Annotated in this window: 26 protein-coding genes; 3 read left to right on the top strand and 23 right to left on the bottom strand. The window is 46.0% G+C overall.

Annotation, left to right across the window (positions count from 1 at the left end):
- The 23 genes from DXA97_RS11870 to DXA97_RS11765 all read right to left on the bottom strand — a co-directional run.
- Positions 1-379: RNA polymerase subunit sigma-70 (locus DXA97_RS11870; RefSeq protein ID WP_347561582.1), on the bottom strand; the 379-nt coding region annotated here is incomplete at its 3' end.
- Between the two features lie 197 nt (positions 380-576).
- On the bottom strand, positions 577-885 hold the full coding sequence (locus tag DXA97_RS11865) for a hypothetical protein (RefSeq protein WP_118720286.1): 309 nt from the start codon (positions 883-885) through the stop codon (positions 577-579).
- Entirely contained in the window at positions 886-1,065 is a 180-nt protein-coding gene (locus tag DXA97_RS11860) for a hypothetical protein (RefSeq protein ID WP_118720284.1), read from the bottom strand.
- Positions 1,052-1,336 (bottom strand): hypothetical protein, encoded by a 285-nt coding sequence (locus DXA97_RS11855; protein ID WP_118720282.1) that lies wholly within the window; start codon positions 1,334-1,336, stop codon positions 1,052-1,054. Before DXA97_RS11855 ends, DXA97_RS11860 begins: the two co-directional genes overlap by 14 nt.
- Positions 1,337-1,429: 93 nt before the next feature.
- Positions 1,430-2,440, bottom strand: coding sequence for an N-6 DNA methylase (locus DXA97_RS11850; protein ID WP_118720280.1), 1,011 nt, complete (start codon positions 2,438-2,440; stop codon positions 1,430-1,432).
- Complete coding sequence (locus tag DXA97_RS21595; RefSeq protein WP_118720278.1) at positions 2,437-2,946, bottom strand: N-6 DNA methylase; 510 nt, start codon at positions 2,944-2,946, stop codon at positions 2,437-2,439. Before DXA97_RS21595 ends, DXA97_RS11850 begins: the two co-directional genes overlap by 4 nt.
- A 14-nt stretch (positions 2,947-2,960) precedes the next feature.
- Entirely contained in the window at positions 2,961-3,317 is a 357-nt protein-coding gene (locus DXA97_RS11840) for a DUF551 domain-containing protein (RefSeq protein ID WP_118720276.1), read from the bottom strand.
- Positions 3,298-3,531, bottom strand: coding sequence for a hypothetical protein (locus tag DXA97_RS11835; RefSeq protein ID WP_118720274.1), 234 nt, complete (start codon positions 3,529-3,531; stop codon positions 3,298-3,300). Before DXA97_RS11835 ends, DXA97_RS11840 begins: the two co-directional genes overlap by 20 nt.
- The gene (locus DXA97_RS22225; RefSeq protein WP_347561581.1) at positions 3,528-3,854 is read right to left on the bottom strand and encodes a helicase-related protein; all 327 of its coding nucleotides are present in this window, start codon (positions 3,852-3,854) and stop codon (positions 3,528-3,530) included. Before DXA97_RS22225 ends, DXA97_RS11835 begins: the two co-directional genes overlap by 4 nt.
- 14 nt (positions 3,855-3,868) lie before the next feature.
- Positions 3,869-4,978, bottom strand: coding sequence for a DEAD/DEAH box helicase family protein (locus DXA97_RS11830; RefSeq protein ID WP_347561580.1), 1,110 nt, complete (start codon positions 4,976-4,978; stop codon positions 3,869-3,871).
- Entirely contained in the window at positions 4,933-5,337 is a 405-nt protein-coding gene (locus DXA97_RS11825) for a hypothetical protein (RefSeq protein WP_118720272.1), read from the bottom strand. The genes DXA97_RS11830 and DXA97_RS11825 overlap by 46 nt, the downstream gene beginning before the upstream one ends.
- Positions 5,338-5,637: 300 nt before the next feature.
- On the bottom strand, positions 5,638-7,485 hold the full coding sequence (locus DXA97_RS11820; protein ID WP_243107641.1) for a DUF927 domain-containing protein: 1,848 nt from the start codon (positions 7,483-7,485) through the stop codon (positions 5,638-5,640).
- Positions 7,466-8,077, bottom strand: coding sequence for a CHC2 zinc finger domain-containing protein (locus DXA97_RS11815; RefSeq protein ID WP_243107640.1), 612 nt, complete (start codon positions 8,075-8,077; stop codon positions 7,466-7,468). Before DXA97_RS11815 ends, DXA97_RS11820 begins: the two co-directional genes overlap by 20 nt.
- Positions 8,055-8,669, bottom strand: a complete 615-nt coding sequence (locus DXA97_RS11810) for a hypothetical protein (protein WP_118720270.1) — start codon at positions 8,667-8,669, stop codon at positions 8,055-8,057. Before DXA97_RS11810 ends, DXA97_RS11815 begins: the two co-directional genes overlap by 23 nt.
- Positions 8,666-9,325, bottom strand: coding sequence for an AAA family ATPase (locus DXA97_RS11805; RefSeq protein WP_182436877.1), 660 nt, complete (start codon positions 9,323-9,325; stop codon positions 8,666-8,668). Before DXA97_RS11805 ends, DXA97_RS11810 begins: the two co-directional genes overlap by 4 nt.
- 10 nt (positions 9,326-9,335) lie before the next feature.
- Complete coding sequence (locus DXA97_RS11800) at positions 9,336-9,992, bottom strand: hypothetical protein (protein WP_118720266.1); 657 nt, start codon at positions 9,990-9,992, stop codon at positions 9,336-9,338.
- Positions 9,973-10,173, bottom strand: coding sequence for a hypothetical protein (locus tag DXA97_RS11795; RefSeq protein ID WP_118720264.1), 201 nt, complete (start codon positions 10,171-10,173; stop codon positions 9,973-9,975). The genes DXA97_RS11800 and DXA97_RS11795 overlap by 20 nt, the downstream gene beginning before the upstream one ends.
- Positions 10,173-10,667 (bottom strand): siphovirus Gp157 family protein, encoded by a 495-nt coding sequence (locus DXA97_RS11790; RefSeq protein ID WP_118720262.1) that lies wholly within the window; start codon positions 10,665-10,667, stop codon positions 10,173-10,175. Before DXA97_RS11790 ends, DXA97_RS11795 begins: the two co-directional genes overlap by 1 nt.
- Before the next feature lie 49 nt (positions 10,668-10,716).
- Positions 10,717-10,899: a hypothetical protein gene (locus tag DXA97_RS11785; RefSeq protein ID WP_118720260.1), complete on the bottom strand. Its 183-nt coding sequence runs from the start codon at positions 10,897-10,899 to the stop codon at positions 10,717-10,719.
- A gap of 13 nt (positions 10,900-10,912) precedes the next feature.
- Positions 10,913-11,119 carry a hypothetical protein gene (locus tag DXA97_RS11780; protein WP_118720258.1) on the bottom strand — a complete coding sequence of 69 codons (207 nt, stop codon included), beginning with the start codon at positions 11,117-11,119 and terminating at the stop codon, positions 10,913-10,915.
- A complete protein-coding gene (locus DXA97_RS11775) occupies positions 11,106-11,318 on the bottom strand; it encodes a helix-turn-helix domain-containing protein (RefSeq protein ID WP_118720256.1) in 213 nt (70 codons plus the stop codon). Before DXA97_RS11775 ends, DXA97_RS11780 begins: the two co-directional genes overlap by 14 nt.
- Before the next feature lie 17 nt (positions 11,319-11,335).
- Positions 11,336-12,091 (bottom strand): phage antirepressor KilAC domain-containing protein, encoded by a 756-nt coding sequence (locus tag DXA97_RS20200; protein ID WP_182436876.1) that lies wholly within the window; start codon positions 12,089-12,091, stop codon positions 11,336-11,338.
- A gap of 26 nt (positions 12,092-12,117) precedes the next feature.
- Complete coding sequence (locus DXA97_RS11765; protein WP_118720254.1) at positions 12,118-12,336, bottom strand: DUF739 family protein; 219 nt, start codon at positions 12,334-12,336, stop codon at positions 12,118-12,120.
- Positions 12,337-12,496: 160 nt separating this feature from the next.
- Here DXA97_RS11765 and DXA97_RS11760 point away from each other — a divergent pair, with 160 nt between their 5' ends.
- From DXA97_RS11760 to DXA97_RS11750, 3 genes are read left to right on the top strand one after another with little or no spacing between them, the layout of a single operon-like run.
- On the top strand, positions 12,497-13,132 hold the full coding sequence (locus DXA97_RS11760; RefSeq protein ID WP_118720252.1) for a hypothetical protein: 636 nt from the start codon (positions 12,497-12,499) through the stop codon (positions 13,130-13,132).
- 13 nt (positions 13,133-13,145) lie between these two features.
- Positions 13,146-13,604 carry a hypothetical protein gene (locus DXA97_RS11755; protein ID WP_118720250.1) on the top strand — a complete coding sequence of 153 codons (459 nt, stop codon included), beginning with the start codon at positions 13,146-13,148 and terminating at the stop codon, positions 13,602-13,604.
- A gap of 27 nt (positions 13,605-13,631) precedes the next feature.
- Positions 13,632-14,141, top strand: a complete 510-nt coding sequence (locus tag DXA97_RS11750) for a hypothetical protein (RefSeq protein WP_118705483.1) — start codon at positions 13,632-13,634, stop codon at positions 14,139-14,141.
- Positions 14,142-14,159 lie beyond the last annotated feature (18 nt).

Below are 14,159 nucleotides of genomic sequence, written 5' to 3'. Positions count from 1 at the left end.
TACGGCCCATTCTCACAGCCACTTGCCCCCACGGAAGGTCCTCAAATATCCGGTACCGGATGATTCTCTGCATTCGCATCGGGATTGTATTCATCCACGCTTCCACATCGTGCTTAATCTTCTCCGCATTCCGCAACCGCTCCCGAAGTACCTCTTCCAGTCGCTCCTCCTCGCCCGGATCCTGTACCAACGGATACGCAATTCCCTCGATGCGAAAGGTCTGGGCGGTATAAGGAAACTCATGTGAAGAACCTTTCACTGCATCCTGCTCCCGGCGCTTCTTTGCCTTTCGAAGCTTCAGCAGCTGCTCCTTGGTCTCCTTAACCTGGGCGCAGGCATCTATGTAATCTTTTAATATCTGCTTGTCCAATGGATTCACCTCCTCCAATACGCCTTATCTTTTTAAGAAAAACACCAATGTCCAGCAAAGACAAAACACCCACATCCAAACATATTCATGCAGTTCAACTTTTCCTCGTTTTATCACGCTGAACCCTAGATAAAATGTCATTAAAAATAATGCCAATCCCATCATCATTCCAGGAAAAAAAATTCATCTGCTCTCATTACGTTGCATCACCTCCATCCTGGCACCGGTTTCAGCACATACCGGCTCAGATCCACACCACTACTCAATAACTGTTGCCGCGTCCGTTCCCACTCCTTTGACCACTCATCACATTTGGACCATAGTTTGGCTGCCTTGCTGAGCGGCTCCGTTACAACCACCTCATACGTATACTCGCCATAAAGCTTAATGCCTCTGCTGGCGTAGCAGCGGACGGTCCCAGGCGTACATTTAAGCATATCTGCTGCATCTACCGCAGTGTACTCGCCGATTAATTTACCTCTGCGGTAAACTTTATATCTTTTGGTTACAGTCACCTACCACCGCCTGCCTCTCTCATCAATCACGGTCACTTTGCCCAGGATCCGCACATGGCAGATCACACTCATCAGTTTCAGCGCCCGCCGGAAGTTAATAACCTCCTCCGGCGGCTTGTCTGCCTTTCGGACTGCACGGCCTGCGGTCGGATCCGGATAGCCCTCATTATTTTTGTACATCGGCACTCCTCATCTCCCTTACGCGTTTCATAAATCGCTCCCGCTTTTCCTCGATCTGTTGCCAATCTACGGGCACATCCAGCTCCATCACACACTGATAAACATCCGTATATTCCTCAACCAGATGTTCCTCAGCCTCTTTCAACGTCACTGGTGTAGGGTTATCGCCCCGTAAGATTCTCGCCACCTTCAATGCTGCCTGCGCAAGCTCCGCAGATTCCTCGGCCAGCTGCTTCAGCATAGCTGCGCTACCAATTGCTTCTAACATCATTTTAACATCCTCCAAATTTCAACTCGTCTTGTTTAAAATCTTGTTTTAACTCAACTCGCAGTTGAATTAAAACGAGTTAAATTGAGTTAAATTTCAGTTTAATTTAATTTTTCCGCTCATTAAATCTGGCAGTAACGCATCTCGCAGCTCAAGCAAATATCTATTTTCTTCTTCGTTCAAATACATGATATGCTGCTTCCACATCTGCAATATCGACATGAGAATAGTCGATACATGGTCTTTGCTTCCATTTTCGAATTTCAATTCACCGGCTTTTTTAGACATTGCAATAAAATTTTCTGGAATAATTTTTTCTCCAACAATATCCAGTACCTCTTTCATTGCTCTGTTGTTTTCTTCCGACTCTTTAAACATTTTAAAAATCTCATATAACCCTATTGCCTTTGCAAGACTCTCGTTCATCGTCAGCTTTAAACCGTTTTTCTCTTTGATTACACGGTTTAGGTCTTCTGTAATTTCCTTGCATTCCCTGTGTGGAGCAGGTTCGAAATCAATCGCAAAATACGCAGATGGCAAGAGTTTATATGCCTGTTTACTTATATCAGCTGACGTGACGCAGACGGAAAAATCCTTTTCCGTTGTATGCTCTTCGATTGCTTTTATGGCACGTTCCATCTGCTCATCCGAAAACACCTTCACCGCTTTCTTATATACTCTGTTGGTATGGCTTTCGTTTCCGTACTGTCCTCTCTGCTCACGTTCCACTACTTCATATGTATTTCTCATGTCGATAAGTTCTATTTGTGTCGTGCTCTTATGTTTATCGAAAACGATAATGCAGACTGCAATTCCTGTGCTTTCAAACATGTTATCTGGACACGTTATAACTGCCTCTATCAGATTTTTTTCAACCAAATATTTTCTGATCTCCTTTTCCTGCTTCGCTCCACCTTGCAACACACTGCATGGTAATATAAAAACAGCTCTTGCATCCACCATATCCAGTGCAGTCAATATAAAAGCGAAATTCGCATTGTTTTCTGGCGGGAGTTCGCAGTTACAAAATCGCGGCTGGATCTGTGCAAAAATCGGAATTTTCCATTTCATGTTATACGGTGGGTTTGAAATTAATGCTGTGCTCATCTCCCCATCTCCTTCACTACCCCAAATTTGTCTCCATGTGAAATGATATATGTGTGATAAATCTCATCTTGCAGCACATCAGCATGACATACCTTGCATTCAATATTTCTCACCGCCATATTGAACAATAAAAGCGGAATGACATTTGCGTCAAACTCATACAAACAAAATTTCTGATTCGGTATTATACTCCATTTTTGAATAGTCAACGCTCCGCTTCCTGCACACATATCAATTACCACATCCTGTTCCCCAGCTAAGCGACTAACAAATCTTGCTAGGCTTTTGGGCGTATAGTCCTGCATTTTCTCCTTACGATCCGCCAGATAATATTGGTACACCTTTTGAAGCCAGTCTGTACTCATGTCCGGAAGTTTTTCAGAAAATTTTTCATATTTTGATGTATTATTTTCTTTGACGACTTTCATGAGTGCCTCCGGAATTTCTTTAACATCCTGGATTCCTAATAAATCAAGTAACCATTCTGTCAGTTCTTTTAACTCCATTTTCTCCTCCAATCTTAATTTACTGCCTTGTATGCCTCCGGCAGCGGCATCCATGCATTAACAAATAATCCAGCACTGCAGCATGTGTCTCCATCGTCGCAACCTTGCAGATACCATGCACCATCACCCTCATCATTTACCTCGTACCGGCCAATAGCCGGGAGAGAAAAGTTTTTGAATGATACAAGCACATAATCTGCTGTCTCCGGCAGCTTCTCAGCCACCGGAATCCACTCATTCTTTTTCATGCACTCCGGCTCCATCCCCGTATTCTCATACTCTGCCAGCCGCTGCACCAACTCATCTTTTTTATTCGGAGACCAGTACCCGCTTTTGATTTCATTTGCTCTTTTATGCGTTAATCTTTCCACTATTTCTTTTCCTCCTCCAACAGCTAAACGCTGCCAGCATCATCCTGCCGCAAACCGTTGCGCCTTTATATTTTCTCATGATCTCACCAAAGTCTTTCGTGGCGGCTTCCCAGAATCCAGGCTCTAAAGGCCGTCCATGATACTTCAAGTAAAAATTGTAGGAATCGCACCACACACCTTTTGCAAGCGCCGCCTGCTCCTCGATTCTTGTCATAAAATACAGCCTGCCTTTCTGTAATGAGTCTTGCGCCGCTTGAACTGGTTTTCACAGAACTGGATGGCATCCACATAGTCATAGCACACAGCATCTGTCTTTCCCTCAGCCTTTCTTGCTATCCGGCCGATTGACTGCGTAACCACTGCATAGTCTTTCTGCGGTGATACCAGAAACAACCGATCCAGGCATGGGATGTCCAGCCCTTCTTTCGCCAGACCGAACGAAGCAAATAGGATTTTCTTCTCCCCGGTCCGCATTTCCTCAATGGCTGCCTCGCGCTCTGCCTTGGCCCGCTTGCTTGTCATGCTTCCGTCGATCATGGCAGACACCGCTTTTAATTCTTCCGGCAGCAGGCTTCGGATGTTGCGCAGCTGCTCCAGTCTGCTTGCAGGATAAGGCAGGAATGCCCAGTCTGGTTTACCAGATCCTTCACGATCAACTCATTTCTCTTCTGGTTTTCCCCCAGGTATGCAAGCAGATCGTTATAGTTTAGTGTTCCGTCCGTATCCAGACATCCACGGCTGATCTCTGTCCCGGTATCTCGCCGGCATATCCGCACCTTCATGGTCTTGTCTGCCACAGCTGCGTCCGGCACTTTGTAAATGACCGGCCCCAGCACTGCAAATGTGCTTTTTATCATGCCGTCTGACCGATGCACGGTTGCTGACAGCCCATATTTGTGTCTTGCCGCCAGACTGTTCATGACCTTGTAAAACATAGTTACCTGCGTAGGTGATCCGGCCAGCCGATGGCATTCATCCACTATGATCACATCCCATGTCTTCTGGTACCGCTCCAGATCCAGCTTACAAAGAGTCTGGACCGTTGCAAAGGTCATGTGACTGCCGATCTGAACCTTTCCCGCCGTGATCGCGCCAAGGGTTTCCGGCGGAAAATACTGCTCCGCCCTGGCTCTTGATTGCACCAGGAGATCCTGCGTGTGAGTAACCCACAAAACCTTCCGGCTCAATATTGCCGCCAGTGCAATCCCCATTTGTGTTTTTCCAGACCCGCACGGGCTCTGCAGGATTCCGCAGCTAGCGTGCCGCATAGCCTCCACAGCCGTTTCTTGATAGTCGTACAAGGGAACGTTGCCCTGATAGCTTAAAAGCCCGTTATCGGCCAAATGCACGCTTATCCTGTCGTTTTCTGAAAGGAACTGCCGCACCTGTTTTCCCACTCCCGTAGGAAGAATCAGATCAGAGCCATCAATCCGGTACAACCATAAGTATTTCGGTGTGTTTCCAATCCAGAGCCCGCGGCGTTCCCGCTCCCGGTATTGTGGATTAGGAATGATCATGTTTTCCTGCGCCCAATCATTTAATTCTTTTGATGCATCCCGGATGTGGATTTCAGACCCAATCTCCACGACCATTGTTATCACCTGCCTCGTTACGTTCAATTCGTCCAGCCAGCTCTCCAGTGTTCTGCCGTATGTAGGCATTGCACTTTTGGGAATCCCTTTCCGACCTCGTTTTTCAAATGCGTCAACACCTGGAAGTCTACCAGATAAACCGGGGCTCCCTGGAAGCGTACCGCAAACATCCCGCGGCTGTTTCCTGTCATGTGGAAAAGCAGCATTGCATTGTACTGGTTCTCCTCCACTCTTCTCAGCTCGAACACATCTTTCTGGCAGTCCTTGCAATCAACCAGGTACGCTTCCCCGTTTCTTGCCGCAACCACATCGCACGGCTGACCGTTTTTATTATCCTGGAAGCGGTGCACCCAGAAGCCTTCTGCTGCCAGCCGTTCGGCAAATTCTCTCTCGAATTTCGTACCGGCTGATTTATTGCTCGTTTTCATCGTTTTCATCTCCTCATCGCTGCGGTCTTACCATTTTCCAGAAATGTCTTTCCAGAATCTTACCTAGAAAATGCCCGCAAGCCCTTATTTTACTTAGGGTCTTACTGTCTTACCTAAAAACCCGGATAATAAGTCTATATTTTTATAAGAGAAAAAATAATGACGTTTTCCCCCTCGCGTCACGAGACTATATAACAGGTAAGACTGGTAAGACAGGTAAGACCTTACTAAAAAAGCCAATATTTATGCGGCTTCTAGGGTCTTACCAAGTCTTACCTTTTAAGAAGTAGGTAAGACCTTTTAATCGAAAGGTAATGTTTCCTGCTCATATTTCTCAACCTGCATGAATCCGTCCTTATCCGTTGCATCATCATCCTCCGGCAGATTGAATTTGATATAGCTTGATTTGATTCCATATACCTTCGTCTGATGCACCATTTTCCCTTGCGAATTGCGCACCAGATACCCTTTTTCTGCCCACTTCCGACTCACGGCTGTATAATCGAATCCATTCTGATCTAAGAAGCTTAAAAGCACATCTCGGTTCACAATCAGTTTCCCGTCGTCAATCTTCCCCCAGACCTCGCCTTTATTCAGAGAATTCTCTGCTTTCGGATCTTCAAAACGGACCTGGTACTTTGCCGCCCAGTTTAACACCTGCTGATACGCGCGTTCTGCAATATCTACATCACGCGTACTCTGCAGATATTGCTTCACCTGGACAATCTGCAGCGGCTGCTCCGCCGTAAAAAAGAGCTTTACTGCAATTTCATCTGCCAGCAGCATGCAGGCCATAGCCATTGCCTGTTTATCTGTAGTATCCAGCTGGCAAAGCGTCTCAAAGATTTCCCGGTACCGGTCCATGATCTTGCAGGCTTCTGTCTCCTGTATGTACTCGATGAATTTTTTCCCTGCAAAGCCATAATTCTCCTGTACCATGCTGCTCACATAATGGCCATCCGCCACCAGCGGACCATCAATCGCAATTTCAATGACACGGTTCTTGGAACCGCCACCCGAATTCACCTTTGTGATCGGCTCCTCACCTGTGAAGATAAAACTGTTCTTCCAGGTCTTTGTATCTTCCACACCGCCGTATGCCTTCGCACGGCCACGGTCCACACCCTCTGTGATCTGGTAGATCAGCTGGTCGAAATTTCCCTGCCATTTATCTTTTATGGTCTGCAGCTCGTCACCTGCAAACGGAATGCTGCAGAGAAACGCTGCGTTTCGCATGATGGCATTCTTTGTCATGTTCATGGTCTTGACCAGACCGCCCATCCTTGGATTGCCCCAAATGGACATGGCCACCATCAACGCCACTGTTTTTCCTGTGCCGGTCGTGCCCCACAGATGCAGCACAAACGGAAGCACTTTAAGCGGCTCCAGAAGCACGGAAGCAAAGCTTGCAGCCATCATCATACGCAATGGCAGATTCTTCCGCAGGTCGCTGCAAAGAGCCTTCCAGGACTCGAAATCGCCCTTCTCGGACACATTTTTGAAGATTGCTTCGTAATCCATCCCGCCCTCGTAGCGGATATCCTTTTCATATGGAGTAAACGCTGCACCGACCCATCCAAGGCGGTTGATAGACTTCTTTGGCTCCAGTGCCGCCGGATTATACCCCACGCAGTCACTGATATAACGCACCAGACTCTTTGCGTTGTCCGATGTCACTTCGATGCCGTACTGTGACAGCACGTCCACAATCTTATTGGTATTGGCGCAAACAGACCGGTCAACTGTAATCCGCTGCCAGGACGCAGATTTAAAATAAGCCAGTGTGATACGTTCTTCTGATGTATCCACGTTCTTCAGGATCTCAACCGGCATGATCGGATGGCTGCAGGCAACAACCGGGACCTGCTGCATGTTTTTGTCATACCGGACTGTTTTCACGCCCATATCGTTTGCAGTCCACTCTGCGCAGTTAAGCTCCAGCGGCTGATCGGTAAAAGCCGTCTTCTTCCCGGTCTGGCGCATACGCTGGATATAATCAAGCTGGAACTGTTTTAACAGGTTGTTAAACTCCAAGGCACGTTTTATGGTCTTTGCTGCGTTCCGCAGCGCCTCAATGTATTTCTGGCGCTCCACGTTGTCATCAATCTCAAAAATCCGGTAGAATACTTCATCTGGAAATGGATCCATCTTCTCCAATTTTGATATACCAGTCGCTAACTCTTCGTTCGACTTTTCCAATTTCACTCACCGCCTTCCTGTCTGAGTATAGTTGTTCCGGGCACTGATCCAGACAGTCAATCAGATATTCCACATAGGTAATATTTCCAAGTGCCTCATAGAAATGCTCGCTGCGCTCTCTGATTGCCTCACAGAGCAGTCCGCGATACACAACCAGCCATTTCCTTGCATAATACATAAAATCGCGTAATTCGCGTTTTAAACGGTTTCGTTTATCTGCTTCGCGCTTCTCCCGGTACGTCACCGGTTCCTGGATTGGAATCTGGAACGCTGTTGCAAGCTGCTTAGCCGCCTCATAATTGCCAATGCCAAAATAACCGGCTACAAACTTAATCTGATCACCGCCAGCACCGCAGGAAAAGCAGTAATACCCTTTCCCATTCGGATATATCTTCATGGATGGCCGGGTATCGTGATGGAACGGACAGAGACATTTCCCGTTTAAAACATGCAGGCCGCAGTATTCTACGGCCTGCTGCATACTCACTGCATCTTTTACTTTGCTATAAAGCTCCGGATCACATGAACGGGATTCCTTCATCGCCTGCTCCCTCCGGAATATCTACAAAGCCATCCCCTACAGCAGATGGAGTGCCATGGTTAACCGGAGTTGTCTGGCCTACAGGCGGATCCTGTAAAACTTCATCCTCCGGCACCTCTGCCTCGGCCAGACCTGTCACGCTGCGAACCTGGAACAGTTCCGTTACAAATGGGCGGTTACCGTTGGCTGCCTCGTACTGACGGCGGCGGAAAATACCACCAAACTCCTTTCCGACCATCTGCTTCTCGTTGTCGTTCACGTCCCACTGGAAAGTAAAATTATTGGAACGCTCAATGGATGTGATAATACCCTTAAACCAGGAAAGGCCCTTGCCCTCCATGTTCTGTTTGAAGACTCCGCGCCACTTCGCTCCCATCGGGTTCTGCGCCTTATCACTCTCAAACATCTTTTTGTAGAAGTCCTTGTACTCGCCCTTTGCGATATCGTACAGCAAAACAAACTGCAGATTACCATTCTTGGATTCCTGGGTGGTCACCTGCTTAATCACACACACATATTTTCCCTTCGGCAGCTGCTGGAACTCTCCTGTATAAGCTGCTACCTCATCGTATCCTGCCGGTTTCTTAATCATGACTGCTTGTCCTCCTTGGATTTATATTTCTCCCATCCGTAAAAATCGCGGATGGTATCATCAACCAGTTTCAGGTTGTTTTCAATTTCTGGTGCCTCGAACATATCCTCCGGGGTCTTTGTAATATCGGAACCATCTGTAACCGCACGAAAGAAATGATTTCCATTTTCGCTCATGCACCGGATGCAGATTGTAACCATTCCCTCCAAGCAAACCTTACGATCAAGCTGCTTGCCGATCGTTCTAAGTCTGGAAATGCCAAAATCGTCCGTGTCTTCGTGGAACATGATGTATACAATTTTGTCCGGATCCGTCACATCCGTCTTGATCCGCTTCACAAGTCCATACATTGCATCCGCGATATCGTCATACATTTCAAACGACGCGTTGCCCTTTTTGTTGCGGTGCTGTGACATAAACAAATGCGTCATGATATAACCAGCATCATCAATCACATAAACCTTTTCCGGATTCTTATTGATAGTAGTAATGATCTGGTTGATATCATCACTCGCCCCGGTTTTACGGAAGCGCTTGCGGAAGGGCAATTCCTTCCGCTCTGTATTCAACAGCACAATTTCATTTTCATCGAAAAACTTTAAACTCCGGCTCTTTCCGCTGCCGGATTTTCCATAGATCAGTACCGGTAATCCCATAGTGTCCTCCTTAATATGGCAGTGTTTCTTCTTCGTCGGAATCGTCATCTTTCTTGTCTTTGCTCAGCCAGTCATCCTCGAAGAAATCCAGATCCTTCATGCGGTCAAAGACAGTTTCCCGTGTTTTTCCTTCAACCTGCACGCAACAAACCCAGTACAGCATGGTTTCGCTCTTAAAATAAAGGACACTTCCCAATGGAGAGACGCTTGGTCTGCCCGGCATACGTTCGCCAGCAACTTCCAGCTCTGCAGGAGACAGCATGCCATCGGTCCACTCTCTTACTGCTGTCAGATAATCCTTGTCACTGTTGCGCTGGTAAACAGACAGCTCATGATAATTGTTTGTCAGTACCAGCGGGACGCTGCAGGCGAAGTCCTTTGCCTCTCTCCATTTTTCATACGGATTCAGGCAATCCACACGGAGCTCTGCTTTTAACTGTTTGTCCTCGATATAATACTTATAGCAGCTGTCTTCTTCCGGCATGTCACCAATCAACTCCATGATGGCAGCCTTAAACTTATTGGTCGCATACAGCTTCTCAACGCACACGCCCCAGTAACCGGTATATACCAGATACTGATCATTTACATTTCCGACATACAATCCGCCCGCCGTCTTCAAAGCGGATTTCATCACTTTCTTAAACTCACTGATTTTCAGGAACATTTTCTCTTTCCTCCTCATATTTGCGCTTATATGCATCGATTCCGCACCGGATGTAATCCAGGATAATATCCATCTCGTCAAATGACAGGTGCCATGCACCCGTAGTCATGATCTTGACCGCTTTTGCAGCTACTTCCATGAGCAGCTGCATCCGGTACGGTCCAATTACCGTCCGGTCCATCAGCGAATCCGCAGGCTTTCGCCGCGCGGCTCCAGATGTGCCCAGTCAACCTGCTTTTCATCCAGCAGTTTGCGGATTGCCTCGTTGTTCGGCACTGGCGACTGCGGTACAAGGTACTTGCCTGGGATATCTTCCAGCAGACCATCAATCACCAACGGCTGCAAGCCACCATTTTTCTGGATATTGAAGCTAAACAGGGCCGTCTTGAACTTCGTCTTGCCTATCTCGCGCATATTGGCTTCCAGATTGCTCTTTAATGCCTGCTGACGGTTCTCCAGAGCCTTTCTTCTGGCTACCAGGCGGTTTTCCTCTGCTTTTAATGCCTCAATATCACCCTGCATACCTTTGATGATCTTGGCATAACCGTCTGCCTTCTCCTCAATTTCTCCCCACAGGCCGTCCATCGTGTCCTGCAGAACCTGATCATCTACCTCCGGATCATAAACCAGATCCTGTAACGCTAAAAACTGTTCAGTCAATTCATAAAGTTTCATCTTGTTTTTCCTCCGCGCCTCGCTTATAATGAGGCTGTAAATTCATTTTTTATTTACTTGATTCCTCGGAAGTTGCCGCTTCCGGGGTTTCTTTTAATTCTGCTACCCGGATCTCCGACAATCCGTGCATAATGGCTTCCAGCCATAAATCATCCAGATTCCAGTCAACGCAAGTCGGTGCGTGCTTGTCGATCGCGTCCAGAATAATCTGTGCTTTTTCCAATCTGGTCATGTCCTCACCTCCCTCACGCCAACGCCAGAATAATAAACAACCAGAACATAAAACCGGTCGCACCGCAGAACGCTGCAGCTACAACCATCACATCCACAGCCAGATCTCCCAGCCGGTCCGATAATGTCTTCTCCGGCGCCGGTTCTGCCGGGTCACTCTGCACGACCGCATAGCTGAGCGCCTGCTGGTGCTTTGCCTGGATAAAATTAAGCTTCGTCATCGCAACCTCCTTCCCCCGGTTCATATGCCGGATACTGTTCGATAAATTTCTCCAGGTCAGCACCGCGGATCTTGATTGATCCGAGGCGCAACCCGATAAGCTGCTTTTCATTCAGCAGTCTGTATACCGCAGATGTATTAACTCGCAGTATCTTTGCCGCTTCTTTTACCGTGTATAACGGTTCGTATGCTCTTACCACACTGCTCGCCTCCTCTTTTATTCCAGCAGATTCTTCTCCATTAACGGAAAAATATCATTCTGCTTTAACAAGTCGTAAAGAAACAGCCGTCCCTTCTGCGTCCAGTAAGAATGCTCCTTTGAATGCTGGACCCCTTCGGCATCTGGAAAATTGTGTGTCTTGGTTTTTAAATACCCATTTCCCTGGTACTTCGCATACAGGACCCACACATCTCCCTGTTTGAACTGAATACCAAGTTCGTGAAGAATCGCATTAAATTTCTTTGCTGACATTCCATAGTCCTTGGCAATCACAGTGGTTGCAATCAGGTCTTTGCACTGCAGAATCATGTCATAATAAGAAGCTTTCGGCTGCAGCTCCTCGATTACTTTCTGCTGATCCGCAACCTGTCCACCAAGAAACTGGCAGCGATCCTTTAAGCTATTGATCGTCTGGTCTGCCATGCGTAAGGCTCTGGCAAATACCTGCTCCGGCGTGTTCCATGCCTTTTCCAGATCAATGAGATACTGACGAACAGCTTTGCCTTCCGAAGTTCTCTGAATCATACAGATCTGCTTCGCCATGTCTACGCTGATTTCATAGTCTGTCTGTGGTCTACCGCCGATTTCGGAGGTTTCTCCCATTTTTGGGAAAAACTCATTTCCCTCTGAAAATCCATATTCTTTCATTCTTTCAAACCATGTTGTAAACTTGGTTCCGATTTTCAACTGCTCGTGCAGTTCTCTTGCCGACACTGTCTGAGTGTCGAAATTCACATTGATTAACTCATTCATTGGTATGTACCTCCATTAGCTCAATATTATTGAACATCTACAGTAAAAAAATATTGCTGAATTTCATTCTCTTTAATTTTAAGCAATTTGGATGCACGTGTTATCTCTGGCTGCTTCCAAAACACCCGATTGCTCAATTTTAAAGAACAAGTTCGTTCAGACCACCCCATTGCCACAGCAAAAAGCTGCTGTTTACCGTAAATTTCAACTATTCGCCCTTTTAATTTTCTGTAATCATACGCCAAGTCATATCACCGCCTTTCAGTTCAATTAGTTTGAACATCTTTATGATATCAATGTTTCTCGTCATTGTCAATAGTTTTGTTCAACTTTTTTGAATCTACCTATTGAACTTTTGTTCAAGACATGTTATCATCACTATATCAATATAGAAGGAGATACAGCATGAAAACTACAACATCTGCTCGATTAAAGGAAGTAATGCAACTTTATAATCTCAGACAAATTGACATATTAAAAAAGGCAGAACCTTACTGCAAAAATTTAGGGATAAAAATGGGACGAAATGATTTGTCTCAGTATGTATCTGGAAAAGTTTTACCTGGACAAGAAAAGTTAACTGCTCTTTCTCAGGCATTAAATGTATCTGAAACATGGTTAATGGGTTACGATGTACCGATGACTCAACCATCTCTTCAATTTGATTCAGCTCCAGATGATACTCCCTGGAATAGAGCGTTATCCAAACTGCAGTCTGGCACTACTCTGTCACAAGAGGAAGTTGCTGCATTGAATAAGGGATTGCCAAAAGCAATCAAAGATTGCGAAGAAGCCTTTTCCAATTTTTCAGATAATGTGATTTCGTTCCATTTAAAGAAAAGCTTTTCGCAGCTTTCTGATATCAATAAGAAAAAAGTGGTTGATTACTCCGATAATCTTCTAAAGATACAGCAGATGGAAGAAGAACAGCTGCACCTGATACCTGATGCCGCTCACGATCGCACCGATATTTCCGACTCCGACCGGACAGAAGCTTCCCGCAAAGAGGAAGACGATATAATGGATGATCCAAACTTTTAAGTGAGGTGATTGCGTGAGTTACGATGATTTACTCAAAGAAGCGGATGAAGCTGGTCTTATTGTAAAAGAAAAACCGCTGCCGTTAAGCGATGGTCGAATAAAAGGCCGCAGAATTGCCATCCGGCAGAATATCCCAACGCTCCGGAAGAAAGCCGATGTTCTGGCAGAAGAACTCGGTCACTACTACACCACTGTTGGACGGATTGTCGAACAGGCTTCCGTATCTGATCGGAAGCAGGAACGAATTGCCAGATGGTGGGCTTACGACAAGCGAATCGGACTGGCTGGACTCGTCAAAGGCTACCAGGCACACTGCCGGAATCGCCATGAGCTTGCCGAATGTCTGGAAGTATCGGAAGAATTTTTAAAAGAAGCACTGGAATGTTACCGCGAGAAATACGGATCACATGTGAATTTTGGTGGCTACACCATCATCTTTGATCCAGCCTTGGTTGTTATAGAAAAATTTTAATAAAATCAAAAGAAAAGGAGAATTGATATGCGAAAAATTAAATTATTATCCTTCGTTTTTCTTGTTACCGCATCTATGTCCATCACGGCTTTTGCAGGTGAATGGACCGACGATAATCGCTGTTATTTAAAAGATAATGGTGCTTATGCCAGCAACGAATGGGTCAACATTGATGAAAAATGGTACTGGTTTAATGAAGGTAGCAATAGAAAAGGTTATTTGCCTTCATGGGCTGGGCGCGCAAATGACGGCTCGCCGTATAATGCAAATGGTGAATATATTGATATGAATACAGATGGGATGAAATACGCTACTGAAGATTTGTATAATCAATTGCAAGACGGTATGAGCTACGAGCAAGTTATTTCTATTCTCGGAAAAGAGCACGAAGTAAGTAACGCTGAACGTCGGCAAATCGGCAATCAAACCTATGATTATTTGCAAGTGAAGTGGTATGCTGAGGATCTTGATTCCAATATTCGAATTACATTTAAGAACGGATTACTTCACGCAAGACATGCGACCTGGAAGCATTAACCATTATAAAATGCAAAA

It is taken from the genome of Clostridium sp. OF09-36, assembly GCF_003481985.1.
Classification (GTDB): domain Bacteria; phylum Bacillota; class Clostridia; order Lachnospirales; family Lachnospiraceae; genus Brotaphodocola.
Note: the sequence above shows the minus strand (reverse complement) of the source record. Positions and strands in the feature narration are given on the sequence as shown.

Excerpts from the sequence above, each read along its gene's own strand:
- DXA97_RS11855 (WP_118720282.1), bottom strand. The coding sequence starts at position 1,336 with ATGATGTTAGAAGCAATTGGTAGCGCAGCTATGCTGAAGCAGCTGGCC.
- DXA97_RS11810 (WP_118720270.1), bottom strand. The coding sequence starts at position 8,669 with ATGATTAAGAAACCGGCAGGATACGATGAGGTAGCAGCTTATACAGGA.
- DXA97_RS11825 (WP_118720272.1), bottom strand. The coding sequence starts at position 5,337 with ATGAAAACGAGCAATAAATCAGCCGGTACGAAATTCGAGAGAGAATTT.
- DXA97_RS21595 (WP_118720278.1), bottom strand. The coding sequence starts at position 2,946 with ATGGAGTTAAAAGAACTGACAGAATGGTTACTTGATTTATTAGGAATC.
- DXA97_RS20200 (WP_182436876.1), bottom strand. The coding sequence starts at position 12,091 with ATGAATGAGTTAATCAATGTGAATTTCGACACTCAGACAGTGTCGGCA.
- DXA97_RS11800 (WP_118720266.1), bottom strand. The coding sequence starts at position 9,992 with ATGTTCCTGAAAATCAGTGAGTTTAAGAAAGTGATGAAATCCGCTTTG.
- DXA97_RS11820 (WP_243107641.1), bottom strand. The coding sequence starts at position 7,485 with ATGGATCCATTTCCAGATGAAGTATTCTACCGGATTTTTGAGATTGAT.
- DXA97_RS11760 (WP_118720252.1), top strand. The coding sequence starts at position 12,497 with ATGAAAACTACAACATCTGCTCGATTAAAGGAAGTAATGCAACTTTAT.
- DXA97_RS11750 (WP_118705483.1), top strand. The coding sequence starts at position 13,632 with ATGCGAAAAATTAAATTATTATCCTTCGTTTTTCTTGTTACCGCATCT.
- DXA97_RS11785 (WP_118720260.1), bottom strand. The coding sequence starts at position 10,899 with ATGACCAGATTGGAAAAAGCACAGATTATTCTGGACGCGATCGACAAG.
- DXA97_RS11850 (WP_118720280.1), bottom strand. The coding sequence starts at position 2,440 with ATGAGCACAGCATTAATTTCAAACCCACCGTATAACATGAAATGGAAA.
- DXA97_RS11815 (WP_243107640.1), bottom strand. The coding sequence starts at position 8,077 with ATGAAGGAATCCCGTTCATGTGATCCGGAGCTTTATAGCAAAGTAAAA.
- DXA97_RS11830 (WP_347561580.1), bottom strand. The coding sequence starts at position 4,978 with ATGCCTACATACGGCAGAACACTGGAGAGCTGGCTGGACGAATTGAAC.
- DXA97_RS22225 (WP_347561581.1), bottom strand. The coding sequence starts at position 3,854 with ATGATCGACGGAAGCATGACAAGCAAGCGGGCCAAGGCAGAGCGCGAG.
- DXA97_RS11805 (WP_182436877.1), bottom strand. The coding sequence starts at position 9,325 with ATGGGATTACCGGTACTGATCTATGGAAAATCCGGCAGCGGAAAGAGC.
- DXA97_RS11780 (WP_118720258.1), bottom strand. The coding sequence starts at position 11,119 with ATGACGAAGCTTAATTTTATCCAGGCAAAGCACCAGCAGGCGCTCAGC.
- DXA97_RS11795 (WP_118720264.1), bottom strand. The coding sequence starts at position 10,173 with ATGGACCGGACGGTAATTGGACCGTACCGGATGCAGCTGCTCATGGAA.
- DXA97_RS11860 (WP_118720284.1), bottom strand. The coding sequence starts at position 1,065 with ATGTACAAAAATAATGAGGGCTATCCGGATCCGACCGCAGGCCGTGCA.
- DXA97_RS11790 (WP_118720262.1), bottom strand. The coding sequence starts at position 10,667 with ATGAAACTTTATGAATTGACTGAACAGTTTTTAGCGTTACAGGATCTG.
- DXA97_RS11835 (WP_118720274.1), bottom strand. The coding sequence starts at position 3,531 with ATGACAAGAATCGAGGAGCAGGCGGCGCTTGCAAAAGGTGTGTGGTGC.